The following is a 16,908-nucleotide window of genomic DNA, read 5'->3' as shown; positions in this document are numbered from 1 at the left end:
CTGACAGGCAACTTTCTCCTACACCGCGTTCCAGCAGCAGACGTAAAACTGTCGCCTATATGCCAGTAGTAGCTAATCGGTCGCCCAAAGTAAGACAATGCTCTTGGCGGAGAAATCACGTCCAGGATGTGATCGACAACCACCAGGAGGAGTCATGAGCCGTTGGGAACTGGCGAGCCGGAGCCGGATACGCGCCTTCCGTGAAGGCCCGTTCGTGCTGATCGTCGCCGAAGGCGAACTGCCCAACCCCGGCTATGAGGTCGACATCGCCAAGAGCCTGCTACGCATCTTCCCGCAGCAGTTCAATCTCCTGCGTCGCGCGAAGCCGGGCATCTTCCCGCAGCATGTCACGCCGTATCGCTACGCCGAGACGGTCCGCTACCCCGAGGACCAGGACACGATCACGGTTCATCACGCCGACGGCACCGACCGCGTCGACATCGAGCCCACCGGCAAGGAACTGGCCAGCTTCGTCGCAGCTGTCCGCGGCGGCGCCGACCGGCCCGCCCTGCCAGCGGAGGCCCAGGAGGCCATCGGCCTGTCATCCAAACTCAGCTTCGACGAGGCGTTCGCCAACGCCGTGGCCAACCTGCCGCCGTCGGACGCCATACTCGCCGACGCGCTGGCCCGCGTCCAGGTACTCGAGATCGGTGGCCTGTTCGGCGGCTTCGCCGGTTTCCACCACCTGTTCGTCCGGGTCAGCCGCACCATCACCTGACCGTCGTTCGACCGTGATGGCAGGCCGTGTGCCAGAAGGACCACATGCCGGAAGGAACGGCATCCCGAAGCACGAGGCCCACGGTCGCCGGGGAGCCGGGAACGAAAACGCCGTGGATCGTCATCCGCGCAGCGGATCGCGGGCGAAGGCATTCACTCCTTCGTCGAAGGTGACCCGGGGCTGATAGCCGAGGAAGCCCCGGGCCAGGGCGGACGAGGCGGTGACATGCCGGACGTCACCGGCCCTATACAAGCCGGTGACGACAGGCGCTGCCCCACCGAAAACCCGCGCCAGTACCGAGGCCATGTCGCCGACGCTGTGCGGCTCGCCCGAGCCGATGTTGAGCGGTACGAGCTCGCCGAGTACGCCCGGGTGTCGCAACGCGTGCAGGTTCGCCTGCGCGACATCGTGGACGTGGACGAAGTCACGTAGTTGTCCACCGTCCTCGAACACGCGTGGTGGCTCTCCCCGTTCCAGTGCGCTGCGGAAGATCGACGCGACACCGGCGTACGGGGTGTCCCGGGGCATCCGGGGGCCGTAGACGTTGTGGTAACGCAACGCCAGGACGCTGCCGCCGGTGGCGGTGGCCCACGCGGCGGCAAGGTGCTCCTGGGCGACCTTCGTGGCCGCGTAGACGCTCTTCGGCTCCAGCGGCGCGTCCTCGGCGACAAGCGTCGGCTCCAGCGGACGGCCGCAGCTCGGGCACGGCGGCTCGAACCGGCCGGCAGCCAGCTCGGCCGGCAGCCGCGGGCCCGGGCGCACCGGCCCGTCGGCCGGGCAGCGGTAGCCACCTTCGCCGTAGACCACCATCGAACTCGCCAGCACCAGGCGCCGTACTCCGCGACGGGCCATGGCAGCCAGCAGCACCGCGGTGCCGAGGTCGTTGTGCGCGGCATAGGCCGGCAGATCGTCGAGATCGACTCCCAGACCGACCATGGCGGCCTGGTGGCAGACGGCGTCCACGCCGTCGAGCGCGGCTTCGACCTGGGGCCGGTCGGTCACGTCTGCGACGATCAGCTCGGCGGCGGCGTTCACCTCGGGCCTGCTCCGATGCACCGCCGGCAGCAGCGCGTCGAGGATCCGAACGCTGTCGCCAGCCGCCACAAGCATGTCGACCACGTGGGAACCGATGAACCCGGCGCCGCCGGTAACCAGGATGCGCATACCCACGGACGCTAACGACTCCGGAGCGCTCCGGATCTTACGAACCAAGGAAGCTGGAACCGAGGAAGCCCGCGGAGACCAGGAAATCCGGAAAACAGCGTGCGTCCGTCCAGATGGCTGGGGAACGTTGTTCAGGCGGCCGGGAGCGCGACGACGAAGCGGCAGCCACCCCGATGGTTGTGCACGGTGACGTCGCCGCCATGGGCTTCGACGATCCCACGGACGATCGCCAGCCCGATCCCCGAGCGCACCCGGAGCTGGTGGGGATGATCGCCGCCGCCGGGAGTCCGCGCCGCCTCGCCGCGGAAGCCGAGTTCGAACAGGCGGGGAAGATCGTCGGTGGGGATACCGCCACAGCGGTCGGCCACGGCGAGCAGCGCCCGGTCCCGAACGGTGTCCGCTTCGGTGGTGACCTCCACCGTCCCGTCGTCCGGGGTGTGCCGGACTGCGTTGACGAGCAGGTTGGTCAGCGCCCGTCCGACTTCGGTCGCGTCAGCGATGACGAACACCGCATGATCGGCGGTGCCGGTGAGGGTGATGCCCTTGGCCCGCGCGATCGGGTCCACGACGGCGATCGCGTCCGACACGAGGTCGGCGAGGCACACCTTCTCAAGGGTCAGCCGGAAGGCCCCGGCCTGCAGCCGGGCCAGTTCGAACAGGTCGTCGACCATGCCGGTCAGTCGCTCGGCATCGGCAAGTATCAACTGATGGTAACGATATATTGTCTCACTGTCGGTCACCAGGCCGTCCCGCAGGGCCTCCGCTGTCGCTCGGATTCCCGCCAGCGGGGTCCGCAGATCATGGCTTGTCCAGGCCACCAGCTCGCGCCGGCTGGCTTCCAGCGCCCGCTCACGGTCACGCGCCGCTACCAGTCGGACGTGGGTGGCATCCAGCGTACGTGCCAGCGTGGCGAGTTCGGCCGTTGGGACGCGGGCCGCTCCGTGATAGCCGGCCTCACCGAGAGTGGCCGCGGCGCCGGTCAGCATGGTGGTGGCGGTGACGACCGGCCGCCCCAGCCGCACCGCGGCGGCGGTGGCGACCACCGCCGAGACAGCGAGCACGATCAGCACGACCCGCAGGTCGTGCTGATCGTGCTCGGAAAGGAACATCGCCCGCGCGGTACCGGCGACCCCCACCGCTACCGCCACCACCGGCACGACCGAGAGCGCCGCCACCGTGGCCCACAGTGGCCGTCTCCGCAGCAGGCGCAGCAACGGCACCCCCGTCAGCGCGGCCACGGCCGAACAACCAAGCGCAATCATCACGACCTGTAGTTCGGCGCTCATCGCACCCCCGCTCCGCCGCGCTCTCCGCTCATGATTCTTTATGTTTCGTAGACGACAGATGCGTCATCGGTATGCCTCGGTGGCGTCTGGTCGTACCGGTAGCCGACGCCCCACACGGTGACGAGCATCCGAGGGGCGGTCGGATCGTCCTCGATCTTCTCCCGCAGCCGGCGGATGTGGACGGTGACCGTCGAGGGGTCGCCGTAGCTCCATCCCCATACCTGTTCCAGCAGCTCGGAGCGGGTGAAGGCACGGCCGGGATGGCGCAGCAGAAAAGCCAGCAGATCGAACTCACGCACCGTGAGGGAAAGCGCCACCCCGTGCCGGGTGACGGTACGGGCGGCCGCGTCCACGACCAGCATGCCGGCATGCAGCGCACCGGATGCCCGCGGCGGCTCGGCCGCCCTTCGCAGCACGGACCGCACCCGCAACGTCAGCTCACGCGGCGAGAACGGTTTGGTCACGTAGTCGTCAGCGCCCGTCTCGAGGCCTGCGACACGGTCCGCCTCCTCGCCCCGCGCGGTCAACATGATCACCGGTACCGGCCGCTGTTCCCGCAGCCGGCGGCAGACTTCGATGCCGTCGATGCCCGGGAGCATCAGGTCGAGCACGACAAGATCCGGCACGGTGGTCTCGGCCATCCGTAACGCCGTGAGGCCGTCCGCGGCGCGGTCGACGTCGAAGCCCGCGTTACGCAGATACCGGTCGACGACCTCGGCCACGGTCGGGTCGTCGTCGACGACGAGGACACGGGTCACGCCGTCACGATAAGGGCCTGACAACCGGTTGCGACAAGCTTGAAGAGCAGCTTCTCCATTTCGTAATCCTTCAGGCGACCGTCCGAGGATGGCGGACCGAGGAGCCAGGGAAGGGATGTGGATCCGGCGCTCTTCCAGCAGCGGCGGATCCACGTCCTTTCGACTCCTCAAGGTGGCCAAGGCGGCCGGTTGGGCCTTCGAGCCTTTCTGGGACGGCTGGTGGGGCGGGCTGCTTCACGACGGGCGGGTTCCGCGGAGTGGAGCTGAACGGAGCGAGGCAGGGCAGAGAGCGTTTCTTGTCCCGTAAGGGTCGATCAGGGGCTTCCACTCCTACAGTCACGCTTATGGTTGCAGAAAGTGACAAAATGTGGTTTTCGGTGGACGTCGTCCTGCCCTGTCTGAACGAGGCCGGCGCGCTGCCCTGGGTCCTGGACCGGATGCCGTCCGGGTACCGGGCAGTCGTCGCGGACAACGGCTCTCGTGACGGATCACCCGCACTGGCCCGCAAACGCGGGGCGATCGTGATCAGTGTGCCCGAACGCGGCTACGGAGCGGCGGTACACGCCGGCTTGCTTGCCACGAACGCCGAGGTGGTCTGCGTGTGCGACGCCGACGCGTCCCTGGACCCGGCCCAACTGCCCCGTCTCGTCGACGAACTGCTGGCCGGACGCGCCGAGCTGGTGCTCGGGCGACGGCGGCCGACCTCTCCACGGGCCTGGCCGCCGCACGCCCGGCTCGGCAACTCGATCGTCGCCGGACGGCTGCGCCGCCGCGGCGTACCCGTCCGCGACCTGGGGCCGATGCGGGCCGCCCGCCGCGACGACCTCCTGCGGCTGCCGGTCGCCGACCGCCGGTTCGGTTACCCGTTGGAGCTGCTCCTGCGGGCGTCACAGGCCGGCTGGCGGATCGTCGAGATCGACGTCGACTACCGTCCGCGGGTCGGCCGGTCGAAGGTGACCGGTTCGCCGCTCGGCACGGCCCGGGCCGTACGCGACATGTCCGCGCTCCTGGCGGGCCTGCGGTGAGGCTGCTGGTGGTGGCGAAGGAACCTGTGCCCGGCCGGGTCAAGACCCGGCTGACACCACCGTTCAGCCCGGCGCAGGCGGCAGCCGTGGCCACCGCCGCGATCGCGGATACCCTGGCCGCGGTCCGCGAGCTCGGCTGCCTTCCCGGTTTCGGCCGGCTGCGTCCCAGCCTCGTCCTCGACGGCACCGTAGGCCCGTGGCTGCATGTGCCGGAGGGCCCGGAAACACCGGAGGCACCGGGGGGACCGGCCGCGTTCGAGGTCGTGCCGCAGGTGTCCGGGCCGTTCGACGCCCGTCTCGCCGCCGCGTTCGACGGGAGTGACGGCCCGACGCTGCTGATCGGCATGGACACCCCACAGGTGACGCCGGCGCTGCTGGCCGACGCCTGCCTCGCGCTGGACTCCGCCGACGCGGTGTTCGGCCCCGCCGCCGACGGCGGCTGGTGGGCGCTCGGCCTGCGACGCCCCGACGGCGAGTTGCTGCGCGGCGTCCCGACCTCCCGCCCCGACACCGGCGCGCGGCAGCGGGTCCGCCTGTCCGAAGCCGGCCTGCGGGTGGCGACCCTTCCGGTCCTGCGAGATGTCGCTACCGCCGCCGACGCGGCGGCGGTAGCGCGGATCGCGCCAGGTGGACGGTTCGCCGCGACGCTGCGGAGCTTCCGGACAGGTCACACCAGCCCGGTGGCGATCCCGTGACCGGCAGCCAGGCGCTCACAACCGTTCATGGCCGGTGCTGCCCCATCGCCGTCTACGAGAACGGACTACGGTCCGTATCAGGGAAGTTATGGATACGTCATACCGACGGGCGGCGGGAGCCTCTGCCGGTCGGCCGTTGGCGCGGTGGCGTCAAACCGGGTGACGCATCTCTGCTGCGTCGATGTAACGGGCCGACTCTTGACGTCGGCTGCGGCCCCGGCCGCCTTGCCGCGGCGCTGACCGGCTGCGGGATACCCACCCTCGGCATCGACGTGGCCCCGTTCGCGGTGGAGCTCGCCCGCCGCGCCGGCGCGGTGGCACTACGACGTGACGTGTTCGACCACCTGCCCGGCGAAGGGCGGTGGGCCGTGCTGGTCCTCGCTGACGGGAACATCGGAATCGGCGGCGACCCGGCCCGGCTGCTGCGCCGCGCCGCCGAACTGCTCGCCCCCGCCGGCCGGGCGCTGATCGAGCTGGAACCGCCCGGGACGCAGACCGGCACGTCCCTGATCCGGCTGGAGGGGCCGGACGGCCGGCTGTCACGGGCCTTCCCCTGGACCTTCGTGGGCATCAGGGAGATCGCCCACCTCACCGTGGACGCCGGCCTGCGCGTCACGGAAATCTGGCGCAGCCAGAACCGTTACTTCGCCGTCCTGTCCGCCATGCGCCATGCGCCTCGACCCTTTCCACCAGACAGTCGAAAAATCCCGGATCAGATCAGAAGCTGCTATCTGGAGGAGAACCTGGCGTGAAGCGCACGACAGATGATCACGACGGCAGCGCACGCCCAGATCAGGCCGAGGACGATTCCGAGGTTGCGCCCGTACGGCAGTGGGTTGACCGAGGGATTGTCAGCTGACCCACCGTAACCACGCCACAGGGGCAGCGACGCCAGGGCGACCGCCGCGCTGACCACCGACGCCCCCTGCGCCACCGCCCGGTACGGTGCCGGGACCAGCCTGCCGAGCACGAATCCCGCGGCCATCGTCGCCGGGACGACCAGCAGGTCGTGGAGCGCGATCCCGCCGATCAGCCACGCCGCCGCGTTCGGCGGATTCGTGGCCGGCCGACCGTCGACCAGGCCGTGGATCCCGTATCCGATCGCGGCCAGGCCGGCGGCCACCACCAGGACGCGCAGCACAGCCGCGGCCATCGGGCCCGCGCCCACCGGGCCGGTGGGACGCCCCTGGCCAGCGGGCTCTTCCTGGCCGTGGGTGTGCGGCACCGGTCCCTGCCCGTTCACAGCATCACCACCCGGTGCACCCACTTGGTCTGCAGGACACCGGGCCGGTTCGGCGCGATCAGCCGCGCCGGGTATCCGTGGTCGACGTCCAGCTCCGCTCCGTTGAGGACGGTGGCCAGCAGGGTCAGCGGGTCCCGGGCGTGCGGCGGGCGCACCTCGCTGGTCCGGTAGGCCCCGCCCGCCTCCAGGGACTCCACCTGTACCGTCGCGTCCGCGGGAACACCGGCGGCATCCAGCAGGTCCCGCAGCCGTGGACCACGCCAGGTGGCGTCCGCGGCCCAGCCCTCCACACACGTGATCGGCAGCTTCGACTCGTGATGGGGAAACGCCCGCAGCCCGTCGAGGGTGAGGGCGAACGGACGCGGGCCGGCCACCTCCAGCCGGTAGCCAGGGTCACGGGCAACCGCGGTGACCCTGGCCGCCACCGCGGTCCTGTTGACCGGCAACCCCTGCGGGCCGATGTCCGGCCGGCGTGTCCCGAGCAGGTCGAGCCCGGCCAGGCCCGGCACCCACTGCCCCGCGGTCGTCGCCGCGATGACACCGGCGGCGCTGGTGACGGCGATACCGAGACCGCGCCGGGACAGCCCGTCGCCCGGTGGCTCGGGAGCGCTCACCCGGTCCGTGAGGTGCTGCCGGGCGTTCCGGCCGCGGCCCACGTTCGCCCGCACGACCGCGAGTTTCGCGACGACGTGCACGCTCAGCGCGCCGATCGTGATCCAGGCAACCCAGTAGTGGGTGGCGGTGAAGAAGAACCGGAACCGGTACCACTGGGCGGTGTTCGCGATCCCGGTGGCCAGTTGGAAGACGGCCCCGGCGATCAGCGGCACGATCGACAGCCGCTCCAGGGCGTGGACGGCCGAACGCACCGGCGGCCATTCCCACAGCCGCGGATACACCGTCCACAGTTTCACCAGCAGCAACGGGACGCACACCAGCCCGGTCGTCACGTGCAGCCCCTGCGTCACCCGGTACAACGACACCGGGCGGGACGGCCAGAGGTACCACGACGGCGGATGCTGCATGAAATGCGACACCAGCCCGGTCAGAAAACACACCCCGAAGGCGATCCCGAGCCAGACACCCAGTAACGAGGCGACCCGCGGGTCGTGCAGACGACTGGTGAAGGCGTCCGCGCGCAACGGCCCGCGGCGCGGTATCGCGGGCGGCCGTGGAAAGCGTCCGGTGAACAGGCCGATGACTGGTCGCACACCCGCACGGTAGGTCGGCGCACGCCCCCGCCGGCCCGGCCGAAGCCTTACGAAACGGAGAAACCGGCCGCGAGAACACCCTGGTCACTCGAAACGGCTGCCAGGGTCGAGCCCATGCCCCGCACCTTGCGCGTACCGTACGCACCGCGGACGGCCCGGCCCGTCGCTGTCCCGGGGCTCGAGCACACCCACGCACGAACGGCACGGGCACGAAGACGGACGGCGTCGGTTACCGCCGCTGTCGGGCTGGTGGGACTGCTCGCGGTGCAGGCGGCGATCCTGCGCCAGCCCGGCTACCTGCCCAGCCGGGCGGGCGTGCTGTACCTGACCATGCTCTGGTGGGTGCTCGGCGTGGCCACCGCGGCCCTGCTGCTGTGCGCCGCCCCCCGCCGGCTCGCCGTCGGGCTGCTGCTCGCCGGCACTGTCAGCATCCATGCCGTGGCGCTCACCCGCGGCCCGCAGCTGTCCGACGATCTCTACCGTTACGTCTGGGACGGTCGGGTGCAGGCGGCCGGTATCGACCCGTACCGTTACGGCCCGCTCGATCCCGCGCTCACCCACCTGCGTGACCGCTGGCTGTTCCCGGACCCGGCCGGATGCGCCGCCATCGGACGCGGCCCGGACTGTATCCGGTTGAACTATCCCCGAGCGCACACCGTCTACCCTCCAGTGGCACAGACCTACTTCACCGTGCTGCATTTCCTGCCCGGCCCGCCGCGTGAACACAAGACGCAGTTGTACGCGTCGCTGGCGTCACTGGCCCTGGTCGGGCTGATGATGACAATGCTGACGGCGCGGGGCCGGGATCCTCGGCACGCCGGCTTCTACGCCCTTTCGCCGCTCGCCGGTCTCGAGATCGGCTCCGACGCGCACGTGGACGTCCTCGCCGCGCTGCTCGCGCTCGGTGGCATCGCGCTTCTCACCCCGCGGCGCCGTCGTCCCCGGCCCGCTGTGGCCACACGGGCAGGTGGAGCCAACGGGATCCGCGCGGCCGGTGAAACAACCGGTATGACGAGGGAAACCGGCATGGCCGAGGAGACGCCCAGCCGCCGCCGGACCTGGCTCGCCGGGAGTCTGCTCGCGGCGGCGGTGGCGGTCAAGCTGTACCCGGCGCTACTCCTGCCGGCAGCCGCCCGACGCCGCCCGGTCACCTTGATCGGAGCGACTGTCACGATCGTCGGACTCTTCTACCTGCCCCACATCCTGGCCGTCGGACCAGCGGCCCTCGGCTTTCTTCCGGAGTACCTCAACGTCGAGGGATACGGCCGGGGCAGCCGTTTCCTGCTGCTCACGGCTCTCGGCATCGACGGGGCCGCCGCCAAGGCCGCCGCCGTGTCGGCGCTGGCCGCGGTCACCGTGATCGTTCTACGCAGCGACCCATACCGGGTTCCCCTCGAACGGGCCGCGCTGTGGCTCGTCGGGGCCGCTTTTCTCATCGCCACTCCGGTCCAGCCCTGGTACGGAATCCTGCTGGTGGCGCTCGCCGTTCTCGCCGGTCAGCTGGAGTGGCTCGCTGTCGCGGCCGCCGGCCATCCTGTGTACGTGTCCCTGTTCACGGATCTGCCCGGCGACGCCCGGACGCTGCGAATCCTCTCCTACACCGTCGCCGCGCTCGTCGTGCTCGTCGCCGCCCTGCTGCGCCGACGGCGACGCGGCATCCAGCCACCGCACATGTCGGTCGGCGCAGGCGTGACGGTGAACTCCCAGGCGGACGGACGGTGAACAGACCGCGTGGACGAACAGGAGATCCCGACGGGGATTCGTGATCATCGCCCACCGCCGTGTACCGAGGCCACGCGGGCAGGGCGTGGGTACCGGTCTTTGCCTCCCGCCTTGTCCTCCGCCCGGTTGATGACCAGGCGGCTGTCGGATTCGTAGAGTCGTGTCATGGCGGCGCAGGAGGGGAGCGTACGGGTCGACGCCTGGATCTGGTCCGTACGCCTGGTCAGTACACGGTCGCAGGCGACCGAGGCCTGCCGCGCCGGACATGTTCATCTCAACGGCGAGCGGGTCAAGCCGGCCCACACGGTGCGCACCGGGGACGAGATACGGGTGCGGCACGCCGGGCGCGAGCGGACCATCGTCGTCACCCGTCTTCTCAGCAAACGGGTCAGCGCGACCGTCGCCGGAGAATGCTTCATCGACCGCAGCCCGCCGCCGGCACGGGAGGGCGTCGCGGCGGCAGGTGCCCGCGACCGCGGCGCGGGGCGCCCGACCAAACGCGACCGACGCGCCCTGGAACGCCTGCGCAACCGCGACCGGTAAATTACGGTCAAGCCGCGCCCAGGTCCGGACGGGCCTGGACGGGCTCACCGACTCGAGGTGAACGGTCGTTTCCCGAACGGCACGGGCTCGCGACGACAGCGTCAACCGTCGCCAATCTGACAACAGCCGTCCGCATCCTTTTTGAAGGAAGCACTCGTGAGCTCGCCGAAGCCGCCTACGACATCGGACACATCACCGGCCAGCGAAAACGACCGTTCCGTACACTGGGTCGATGAAGCGCGAGCAACAGATCCTCCAGGCGGCGGAAAAGCTCTTCTACGAACGTAGTTTCGACGGCGTCGGAGTCGATGCGATCGGGAAGGAGGCCGGGGTCACCGGGTCGGCCATCTATCGACATTTCAACAGCAAGGACGAAATCCTTTCCGTGCTGTTCGACCAGGCGGCCGACGCGCTGCTGGCCAAGGTCGGGGAGCCCATGGACGACCCGCGGGAGGAACTGCTCCGGCTCATCCAGGCGCATGTCGAGTTCGCGGTGAACCACCAGCGCCTGGCGGGGATCTGGGCACGGGAGCAGCGGGCGCTGGCGCACGCCGACCGGCGCAACTTCCTACGGCGCCAGCACCGCTACCTCGACCGGTGGATCGCCTGTCTGGATGCCTGCTTCCCCGGCCATTCGCGCGACGAGCTCGTTTCCGCCGTCCAGGCCGTGCAGGCGCTGCTCATGTCCGACGCGACCCGTCCCCCCGGCGGCAGACGCGCGCCACGGCTGCGGGCTCTGTTCACGGACATGGCACTGGCCAGCCTGACCGCGCTGACAAAGCCGGCCGCCGAAGCCGCTCCGCCCCCGTCCACCGCCGCGATCGCCGGATAGCGCCCCCGCCCGTCGACGGGGCCGATCGCCCGGGGCAAACCGGGCATCCCGCACGGCGGGGACAACGTGCGGCTCGGACGGATGCCGCACGACCCGGCCGGGTACGACCGCTGCCAGCGGCCGTGTACATCCGCGCAAGGGGGAGAAAATGCCTTACATAACCGTCGACCAGGAGAATTCTGGCGATATCGATATTTATTACGAGGACCACGGATCCGGCCAGCCGGTCGTACTGATCCATGGTTTCCCGCTCGACGGGGCATCGTGGGAGAAGCAGATCCCGATGCTGTTGGACGCCGGCTATCGAGTGATCCACTACGATCGGCGGGGGTTCGGCCGGTCCAGTCAGCCAGCGATCGGCTACGACTACGACACGTTCACCGCCGACCTGAACGCGCTGATCGAAACACTTGACCTGCGTGACATCGTTCTGGCCGGCTTCTCGATGGGCACCGGCGAGATCACCCGCTATCTCGGGGCGTACGGCACCGACCGCGTCGCCGCCGCGGCCCTGTTCGCGCCGCTCGCGCCATACCTGCTGAAAACCGACGACAATCCCGAAGGCGTGCCGGCAGCGGTGTTCGAGGAGATCAAACAGGCCATTCGCGACGACCGGTTCGCCTACCAGAAGGATTTTCTCGACAACTTCTACAACATGGACGTCTTCGGCGGTACCGCCCGCGCCAGCGAACAGGTCTGGCAGCACGGCTGGGCCGTGGCCGTCGGCGCCTCGGCACTCGGCACGTTGCGGTGCGTCGACGCGTGGTGCACCGACTTCCGCGGTGACGTGCCCGCGCTGTCGAACGTTCCGCTGCTGGTCGTGCAGGGCACCGAGAACCGCATCCTGCCCATCGACAACACCGGACGCCGGTTGCGGACCCTGGTCAGGAACGTGCAGTACCACGAGGTCGATGGCGGCCCGCACAACATCGGCTGGACCCACGCCGAGGTCGTCAACCCGCTCCTCCTCGGCTTCCTCACCAAGCAGTGACTTCCCGGCCGGCGACTTCCTCCCGGCCGGCGGCTTTCCGGCCAGCTCTCGCCGGCCGGAACGGGAACACGCCCGGGGTGTGCCCGGCCCGCGTACGCCGGTCGGGCACACCTCCGCAAGCAGCTATGACCGTCATGAATCCGACCTGTCACCCATCTGGCCAAAGGCGGGATCGTTCAGGGCAGCGGGATTCATTGTCGCAATCCCTTCAGACAGACAGCTAATACCGAACGCTACAACCCGACAGCGGAGCGTTCTCATAAACTCTGAACACTTCCTGAACGCAGGGCTCAGGTGATCAGCCCACGCTAGGAGTGAATCAGACGTGCCGCTGGGGTACGTCGAAGGGGGTAGACGACGATGCGACCTCGACTTGGCACCATGCTCACGACGATCGCGACAGTCGGAACTCTGAGCATCGCGGGCATCACCGCGGTGGCACTCGCCTCACCTGACAGCACCACCAGCCTGATCTCTCCAGCCGGGGCGGCGACCAGCCTGTCACCGAGTGACGACTCAAGCAAGGACACGGCCACGCTGGACTCCGATCGGCCGCGACACAGGCATCACCACGGGCACGGCGGCCCCGGCTGGTGGGGCTACGACGACGACGTCGACGACTGGGCCGCGTCCCGCCCGCTGCACGGCGACGCCACGGTCCGGACGGACGACGGCTACCAGGTCGTCACCTACCAGCGTGGTGAGCTGACCAACGTGTCCCAGACCTCGGCCACGATCAAAAGCAAGGACGGGTACGAAGCCACCTACGCCGTGACCGGCGACACGGACCTCTGGATCGACGGTGACGACGCCGGCATCGGCGACTTCAAGACCGGAACCACCGTGGTGGTGGCCGCGGCCGTCGACGGTGACACCCGCACCGTCGAGCATCTCGTCGAGCTGTCGGACTGATCCGCGCGAGCGTCCGTCGGCATGGCTGACAGCTCCACGCAGGCCCACGCAGGCCCGGACAGGCGCACCACCGGCCCGTTCGGGCCTGTTGGGCACGATTTTGCGGTGTGCACGCAGGCACGCCAACCTCCGTCCCCGAACCCTCCCACCGTGCTGTAGGGTGTTGTCCAGCATCAGATGGAGCCCTGCTCGATCCCAGGGGCTCCGGAGGAAGTCTTCCAGGATCATGATCGGATGATCCAGATAGGCTCTTCTCACCAAAGGACAGGCACAGCGGCAGTCGAGAGCGCTTGTGGTACAACTGAACAGCACAGCATGGTCCCGTGGTGAAGTCTGGAGTTCACGCCGCCCTGTCAAGGCGGAGGTCGCGGGTTCGAATCCCGTCGGGACCGCGCTCACATCATCGGATGCCAGCAGTACTACGTTGGCGATCTCCATCGATGTGGCCTGCTAGGCCCGCGTATGACAGGATGGTCGCACCGGGGCAGGTAGCTCAGTCGGTACGAGCGTCCGCCTGAAAAGCGGAAGGTCGGCGGTTCGACCCCGCCCCTGCCCACACGCTAGTCCACTCTGCTCACCGCACTGACGTGCGGTTTCGCATTGGCCGCAATGTCTGCCCAGGGGGCCGAGCCCCCTGGAACCCCCACGGTTCTTGGGTTGGGGGCTCGCCGCACCTGCGGTGCGGCTTCGTGGGGGTTTCGGCGATCAGCGTCTGTACTTGTTGCTCCGTTCAGTTCTTGCGCTTCTCCGTCCGGGGTCTAAGGGCCCGGCCAGCCCCAGCTGGTTGTGCTGGTGAGCGGTATCTCCACATCACAGCAGCACCTGCAGAGCGTTACCGGGCGGGATCCAAGCGCTGTGATCACAACTGCTGCGAGTCTGACGGCTGACAGTCAGCACCATGAAGCGGATGGTCCAGATCCCCTATGAGCTGGAGCAGGAGGAGGGCGGCACCTGGGCGGCCCATGCGTCGTTCCCCAGCGGTGGCGCGCACGGGCTCGGTGACACTCCTGAGGGCGCTGTAGCGGATCTCTACGAGGCCGTCAAGCTGGTCATCGAGGAGTTCGTCGCCGCTCTTTGACTCACAGCCTGCCGGGACCGAAGGTGGCCTCGGCTGGCTTTCTGCTTCCGGCCTGGATCAGGTGGTTGGGCCGCGGCCAGTCTCGTCGGCGCCCGCGCATCGGAATCTGTCAGGTTTCGCCGGCGAACGGGTTGAACACGGGCACGTCGAGTTGGGTGAAGTCCTTGACGTTGCGGGTGACGAGCATCCAGCCGTGGGTCCTGGCGGTGGCGCCGATGAGCGCATCGACTGGGGCTGCCTGTCCGCTTCCCCTGGCTCGGCCCCACTCCCGGGCTGCTTCCACCGAGACGGGGACGATGCGTCCGCCAAAAGCCTCGACCACGTCGACGAGCCAGTTGGCGTACAGCGCGGCCTGCCGCGTGTCCCCCCGCTGGCGCAGCTGACCGATCCCCTGTTCGATCTCCCCCACGGTCAGGACGGACAGGTAGAGGCGTTCCGCGTCCACGGAGCCCACCCACGCGGCGACCCCGCGGTCGGGGCGTACCTTGCGGATCTCCGACACCACGTTTGTGTCGAGGAGAAAGCTCACTGGGCTTCCCCCGGCCTATCGGTCTCCGACTCGTCGACCTCCCAGAGGTCGAGATCGCGCTGAGCCTCTGTCCGCCTGGCGCGCTCGATGTCATCCATGATCCCGGACATCTCGTCGGTGAAGTACGGCGGCCCTGTCAGCACCGACTTGAGGTCGCGCTGTCGGCCCTTCAGTCTCCGGTACTCCTCGATGTCGATGACGACGAAGGCGTCCTGGCCGTGACGCGAGATCGTCTGCGGGCCGTCCTGGGCCACGGCGCGCAGCATCTCGCTGAACCGCTGCTTGGCCTCCTGCACCTGCCAGCTCACCGCGACCACCTCCAGATCTGTGCTGTCTAGACAGCACCGTAACTGCGCGGCGCTCGCGACGACATCGGCTGCGGTGCGCGGGCCGGTCAACCGTAGATCGGCAACGAGCCATGGTCCAGATGGCGCCTGGGCACTCAGGTCGCGGAGGACAGCCCGCTGCTGCTCTTCCTGTCTCCGCACCAGAACAACTTCGCGTTGCAGCTTCGGATCGAGCGGTGGAGCGATCAGCCGCCCGACGATCTCGAGGACTGGCAGGAGGCGTTCGAGGCGTCATCCGACGTGGGAAAGTTCGGCATGTACTACGAATCAGCGACCCTCGCCAGCCATCCACTCGACGTGCCGCCCGGCCGATACCAGGCATGGATCGCCGGCCGCGGATCCGTCAACCGTGGCTGGCCCGGCTCGACGGCATCCGGCGACCAATGGCGAGTCCGGCTTGGCCCGGCCGCGCACCGGTCGCAGCCCGGAGACTGCGCCCCTGGGCCGGCTGACGCTCTGGCGTGGACGATCCTGAAACCCTGCCGAAGCCAAGCCTGCGTTCGAGGCGGTGGCCGGGGTGGGATGATGGGCGCCGTGTGGAGGGATGTTCGCGGTGTGCGGCCGCCGGTGTGCCGGGCTGTCGGTCATGGGCGTGATCGGGCGGCCGTAGTGTGAGAACGAGCCGGCTGGAAGCCTTCAGCGACGCCGTCCTGGCCATCATCATAACGATCATGGTGCTGGAGCTGAAGGTTCCGGAGGGGCACGACCTGGCGGCGCTGCGGCACACCAGCGGGACCTCGTTGCTCACCTACCTGCTCAGCTTCGTCTATGTCGGCATCTACTGGAACAACCACCACCACACCTTCCAGCTGGTCCGGCGCAGCACCGGCGGCGTGCTCTGGGCGAACCTGAGCCTGCTGTTCTTCCTCTCCCTGTTCCCGTTTACCACCGCGTGGATGGACGACAGCGACTTCGCCCGCACTCCCGTGGTCATCTACGGGGTGAACCTGCTCGCGGCCGCGATCGCCTATTTCGTGCTACAAACTGTAATCATTCGAAGCGAGGGCCCGGACTCCCCGCTGCGACTGGCCGTCGGGCGGGACCTCAAGGGCAAAGCCTCCATGATCCTCTACCTTGCCGGTATCGTGAGCGCGCTGCTCACCGGCCACGGGCACATCGGCATCCAGGTCGCGCTCGGCTTCTTCGTCGCCGTCGCCATCCTGTGGCTGATCCCTGACCGCCGTATCGACCGCGTCATCCGCGACCAGGGCCTCCCCGACTGACCGGGCACCTCCATCACACCGGACGGGGACGGGTGTCAACGCGGACGGTCGGCAACGACGACCCGGCCGCTTCGCTCCGGCCGGCGCTGCTCCGGCCGGCGCTGCTCCGGCCGGCGGTGGCGGGGACAGCCAACGGTAACGGGGACAACAGCACAGTTGTCAGCGCAGGGAAGCGGTGTGCCGAAGGCGCAAGCAGGCTGTGACGGCGAGGCACCGCGGTCCGGTGGCCCTATGACGGAGCGGCCGGAGTGATGATGACGGCGATGTCGCCGTACGGCAACTTCGTCCGGCCGAGACGGCTGAGCGTGTTGAACAGCCTTGACACCGAGACCATCACACCGTATTTCGCGCGGACCTTGCGCTGGACCTCGTCGAAGCCGTCGCCGGAGGTCGCCAACTCGGCGGTCCCCTCGACAGGCGACGAATCGGCCCGGACGCGCCCGCGTGCGTCCGACGGCTGCAGCACGATCCTGGGGCTGTTCCGGAGGCGCTTGTACTTACCGGACGCCGACGACGTGTTGAATCCGACCCGGCCCCCGTCAAGCGGAACGATCCACGTGGGCGTGGACACGGCGACACCGGTTTTACGGAAAGTTGTCACAGCAACATACTTCGCATCGCCCAACACCATGCC

The 16,908-nt window shown here is 69.0% G+C and carries 19 protein-coding genes and 2 tRNA genes; 13 read left to right on the top strand and 8 right to left on the bottom strand.

All coding sequences use genetic code 11. The annotated features are described in order from the left end of the window. The first annotated feature begins 154 nt into the window (after positions 1–154). Complete coding sequence (locus CM1CMNOD_RS01185; RefSeq protein ID WP_013871869.1) at positions 155–718, top strand: hypothetical protein; 564 nt, start codon at positions 155–157, stop codon at positions 716–718. 120 nt (positions 719–838) lie between these two features. Here CM1CMNOD_RS01185 and CM1CMNOD_RS01180 read toward each other — a convergent pair whose 3' ends face one another. The 3 genes from CM1CMNOD_RS01180 to CM1CMNOD_RS01170 form a co-directional block, all read right to left on the bottom strand. Then, positions 839–1,882, bottom strand: a complete 1,044-nt coding sequence (locus tag CM1CMNOD_RS01180) for an NAD-dependent epimerase/dehydratase family protein (RefSeq protein ID WP_013871868.1) — start codon at positions 1,880–1,882, stop codon at positions 839–841. A 131-nt stretch (positions 1,883–2,013) separates the two neighbouring features. After that, positions 2,014–3,168, bottom strand: a complete 1,155-nt coding sequence (locus CM1CMNOD_RS01175) for a sensor histidine kinase (protein ID WP_131773799.1) — start codon at positions 3,166–3,168, stop codon at positions 2,014–2,016. A 38-nt stretch (positions 3,169–3,206) separates the two neighbouring features. Further along, on the bottom strand, positions 3,207–3,926 hold the full coding sequence (locus CM1CMNOD_RS01170) for a response regulator transcription factor (RefSeq protein ID WP_050803275.1): 720 nt from the start codon (positions 3,924–3,926) through the stop codon (positions 3,207–3,209). 365 nt (positions 3,927–4,291) lie between these two features. On the opposite strand from CM1CMNOD_RS01170, the gene CM1CMNOD_RS01165 reads away from it, so the two are divergent. From CM1CMNOD_RS01165 to CM1CMNOD_RS01155, 3 genes are read left to right on the top strand one after another with little or no spacing between them, the layout of a single operon-like run. Continuing rightward, positions 4,292–4,951 (top strand): glycosyltransferase family 2 protein, encoded by a 660-nt coding sequence (locus CM1CMNOD_RS01165; RefSeq protein WP_013871865.1) that lies wholly within the window; start codon positions 4,292–4,294, stop codon positions 4,949–4,951. 11 nt (positions 4,952–4,962) lie between these two features. Next, on the top strand, positions 4,963–5,646 hold the full coding sequence (locus CM1CMNOD_RS01160; protein ID WP_013871864.1) for a TIGR04282 family arsenosugar biosynthesis glycosyltransferase: 684 nt from the start codon (positions 4,963–4,965) through the stop codon (positions 5,644–5,646). After that, complete coding sequence (locus CM1CMNOD_RS01155; protein ID WP_013871863.1) at positions 5,643–6,398, top strand: class I SAM-dependent methyltransferase; 756 nt, start codon at positions 5,643–5,645, stop codon at positions 6,396–6,398. Before CM1CMNOD_RS01160 ends, CM1CMNOD_RS01155 begins: the two co-directional genes overlap by 4 nt. Here CM1CMNOD_RS01155 and CM1CMNOD_RS01150 read toward each other — a convergent pair. Together CM1CMNOD_RS01150 and CM1CMNOD_RS01145 are read right to left on the bottom strand one after the other, a co-directional pair. Next, positions 6,374–6,889 (bottom strand): hypothetical protein, encoded by a 516-nt coding sequence (locus tag CM1CMNOD_RS01150; RefSeq protein WP_193353083.1) that lies wholly within the window; start codon positions 6,887–6,889, stop codon positions 6,374–6,376. The genes CM1CMNOD_RS01155 and CM1CMNOD_RS01150 overlap by 25 nt on opposite strands. Next, complete coding sequence (locus tag CM1CMNOD_RS01145; RefSeq protein ID WP_131773798.1) at positions 6,886–8,097, bottom strand: molybdopterin-dependent oxidoreductase; 1,212 nt, start codon at positions 8,095–8,097, stop codon at positions 6,886–6,888. The genes CM1CMNOD_RS01150 and CM1CMNOD_RS01145 overlap by 4 nt, the downstream gene beginning before the upstream one ends. Before the next feature lie 114 nt (positions 8,098–8,211). On the opposite strand from CM1CMNOD_RS01145, the gene CM1CMNOD_RS01140 reads away from it, so the two are divergent. The 8 genes from CM1CMNOD_RS01140 to CM1CMNOD_RS01105 all read left to right on the top strand — a co-directional run bounded on the left by CM1CMNOD_RS01140 (position 8,212) and on the right by CM1CMNOD_RS01105 (position 14,175). Next, positions 8,212–9,819: a DUF2029 domain-containing protein gene (locus tag CM1CMNOD_RS01140; RefSeq protein WP_013871860.1), complete on the top strand. Its 1,608-nt coding sequence runs from the start codon at positions 8,212–8,214 to the stop codon at positions 9,817–9,819. Positions 9,820–9,984: 165 nt separating this feature from the next. Next, entirely contained in the window at positions 9,985–10,362 is a 378-nt protein-coding gene (locus CM1CMNOD_RS01135; RefSeq protein ID WP_013871859.1) for an RNA-binding S4 domain-containing protein, read from the top strand. A gap of 232 nt (positions 10,363–10,594) precedes the next feature. After that, positions 10,595–11,194, top strand: coding sequence for a TetR/AcrR family transcriptional regulator (locus tag CM1CMNOD_RS01130; RefSeq protein WP_013871858.1), 600 nt, complete (start codon positions 10,595–10,597; stop codon positions 11,192–11,194). A gap of 148 nt (positions 11,195–11,342) precedes the next feature. After that, positions 11,343–12,185 (top strand): alpha/beta fold hydrolase, encoded by an 843-nt coding sequence (locus CM1CMNOD_RS01125; RefSeq protein WP_013871857.1) that lies wholly within the window; start codon positions 11,343–11,345, stop codon positions 12,183–12,185. A 360-nt stretch (positions 12,186–12,545) separates the two neighbouring features. Continuing rightward, positions 12,546–13,097 (top strand): hypothetical protein, encoded by a 552-nt coding sequence (locus CM1CMNOD_RS01120; protein WP_013871856.1) that lies wholly within the window; start codon positions 12,546–12,548, stop codon positions 13,095–13,097. 317 nt (positions 13,098–13,414) lie between these two features. Continuing rightward, a tRNA-Asp gene (locus tag CM1CMNOD_RS01115) sits at positions 13,415–13,489 on the top strand. A 90-nt stretch (positions 13,490–13,579) separates the two neighbouring features. After that, positions 13,580–13,653, top strand: a tRNA-Phe gene (locus CM1CMNOD_RS01110). 342 nt (positions 13,654–13,995) lie between these two features. After that, on the top strand, positions 13,996–14,175 hold the full coding sequence (locus CM1CMNOD_RS01105; protein WP_013871855.1) for a type II toxin-antitoxin system HicB family antitoxin: 180 nt from the start codon (positions 13,996–13,998) through the stop codon (positions 14,173–14,175). Between the two features lie 109 nt (positions 14,176–14,284). Here CM1CMNOD_RS01105 and CM1CMNOD_RS01100 read toward each other — a convergent pair whose 3' ends face one another. After that, complete coding sequence (locus tag CM1CMNOD_RS01100; RefSeq protein WP_013871854.1) at positions 14,285–14,704, bottom strand: type II toxin-antitoxin system VapC family toxin; 420 nt, start codon at positions 14,702–14,704, stop codon at positions 14,285–14,287. Continuing rightward, the gene (locus CM1CMNOD_RS01095) at positions 14,701–15,012 is read right to left on the bottom strand and encodes a type II toxin-antitoxin system Phd/YefM family antitoxin (protein ID WP_013871853.1); all 312 of its coding nucleotides are present in this window, start codon (positions 15,010–15,012) and stop codon (positions 14,701–14,703) included. Before CM1CMNOD_RS01095 ends, CM1CMNOD_RS01100 begins: the two co-directional genes overlap by 4 nt. A gap of 650 nt (positions 15,013–15,662) precedes the next feature. On the opposite strand from CM1CMNOD_RS01095, the gene CM1CMNOD_RS01090 reads away from it, so the two are divergent. Continuing rightward, the gene (locus CM1CMNOD_RS01090) at positions 15,663–16,274 is read left to right on the top strand and encodes a TMEM175 family protein (RefSeq protein WP_013871852.1); all 612 of its coding nucleotides are present in this window, start codon (positions 15,663–15,665) and stop codon (positions 16,272–16,274) included. Positions 16,275–16,503: 229 nt separating this feature from the next. Here the strand turns inward: CM1CMNOD_RS01090 and CM1CMNOD_RS01085 are convergent, their stop codons facing one another. Beyond that, complete coding sequence (locus tag CM1CMNOD_RS01085; RefSeq protein WP_013871851.1) at positions 16,504–16,905, bottom strand: PPOX class F420-dependent oxidoreductase; 402 nt, start codon at positions 16,903–16,905, stop codon at positions 16,504–16,506. Positions 16,906–16,908 lie beyond the last annotated feature (3 nt).

Origin of the sequence: Protofrankia symbiont of Coriaria myrtifolia (assembly GCF_900634755.1) — a bacterium.
GTDB lineage: Bacteria > Actinomycetota > Actinomycetes > Frankiales > Frankiaceae > Protofrankia > Protofrankia coriariae.
This window is presented reverse-complemented; position numbering and strand designations above follow the sequence as displayed.

Excerpts from the sequence above, each read along its gene's own strand:
- CM1CMNOD_RS01165 (WP_013871865.1), top strand. The coding sequence starts at position 4,292 with ATGTGGTTTTCGGTGGACGTCGTCCTGCCCTGTCTGAACGAGGCCGGC.
- CM1CMNOD_RS01175 (WP_131773799.1), bottom strand. The coding sequence starts at position 3,168 with ATGAGCGCCGAACTACAGGTCGTGATGATTGCGCTTGGTTGTTCGGCC.
- CM1CMNOD_RS01125 (WP_013871857.1), top strand. The coding sequence starts at position 11,343 with ATGCCTTACATAACCGTCGACCAGGAGAATTCTGGCGATATCGATATT.
- CM1CMNOD_RS01130 (WP_013871858.1), top strand. The coding sequence starts at position 10,595 with ATGAAGCGCGAGCAACAGATCCTCCAGGCGGCGGAAAAGCTCTTCTAC.
- CM1CMNOD_RS01120 (WP_013871856.1), top strand. The coding sequence starts at position 12,546 with ATGCGACCTCGACTTGGCACCATGCTCACGACGATCGCGACAGTCGGA.
- CM1CMNOD_RS01140 (WP_013871860.1), top strand. The coding sequence starts at position 8,212 with ATGCCCCGCACCTTGCGCGTACCGTACGCACCGCGGACGGCCCGGCCC.
- CM1CMNOD_RS01105 (WP_013871855.1), top strand. The coding sequence starts at position 13,996 with ATGAAGCGGATGGTCCAGATCCCCTATGAGCTGGAGCAGGAGGAGGGC.
- CM1CMNOD_RS01185 (WP_013871869.1), top strand. The coding sequence starts at position 155 with ATGAGCCGTTGGGAACTGGCGAGCCGGAGCCGGATACGCGCCTTCCGT.
- CM1CMNOD_RS01135 (WP_013871859.1), top strand. The coding sequence starts at position 9,985 with ATGGCGGCGCAGGAGGGGAGCGTACGGGTCGACGCCTGGATCTGGTCC.
- CM1CMNOD_RS01085 (WP_013871851.1), bottom strand. The coding sequence starts at position 16,905 with ATGGTGTTGGGCGATGCGAAGTATGTTGCTGTGACAACTTTCCGTAAA.
- CM1CMNOD_RS01180 (WP_013871868.1), bottom strand. The coding sequence starts at position 1,882 with ATGCGCATCCTGGTTACCGGCGGCGCCGGGTTCATCGGTTCCCACGTG.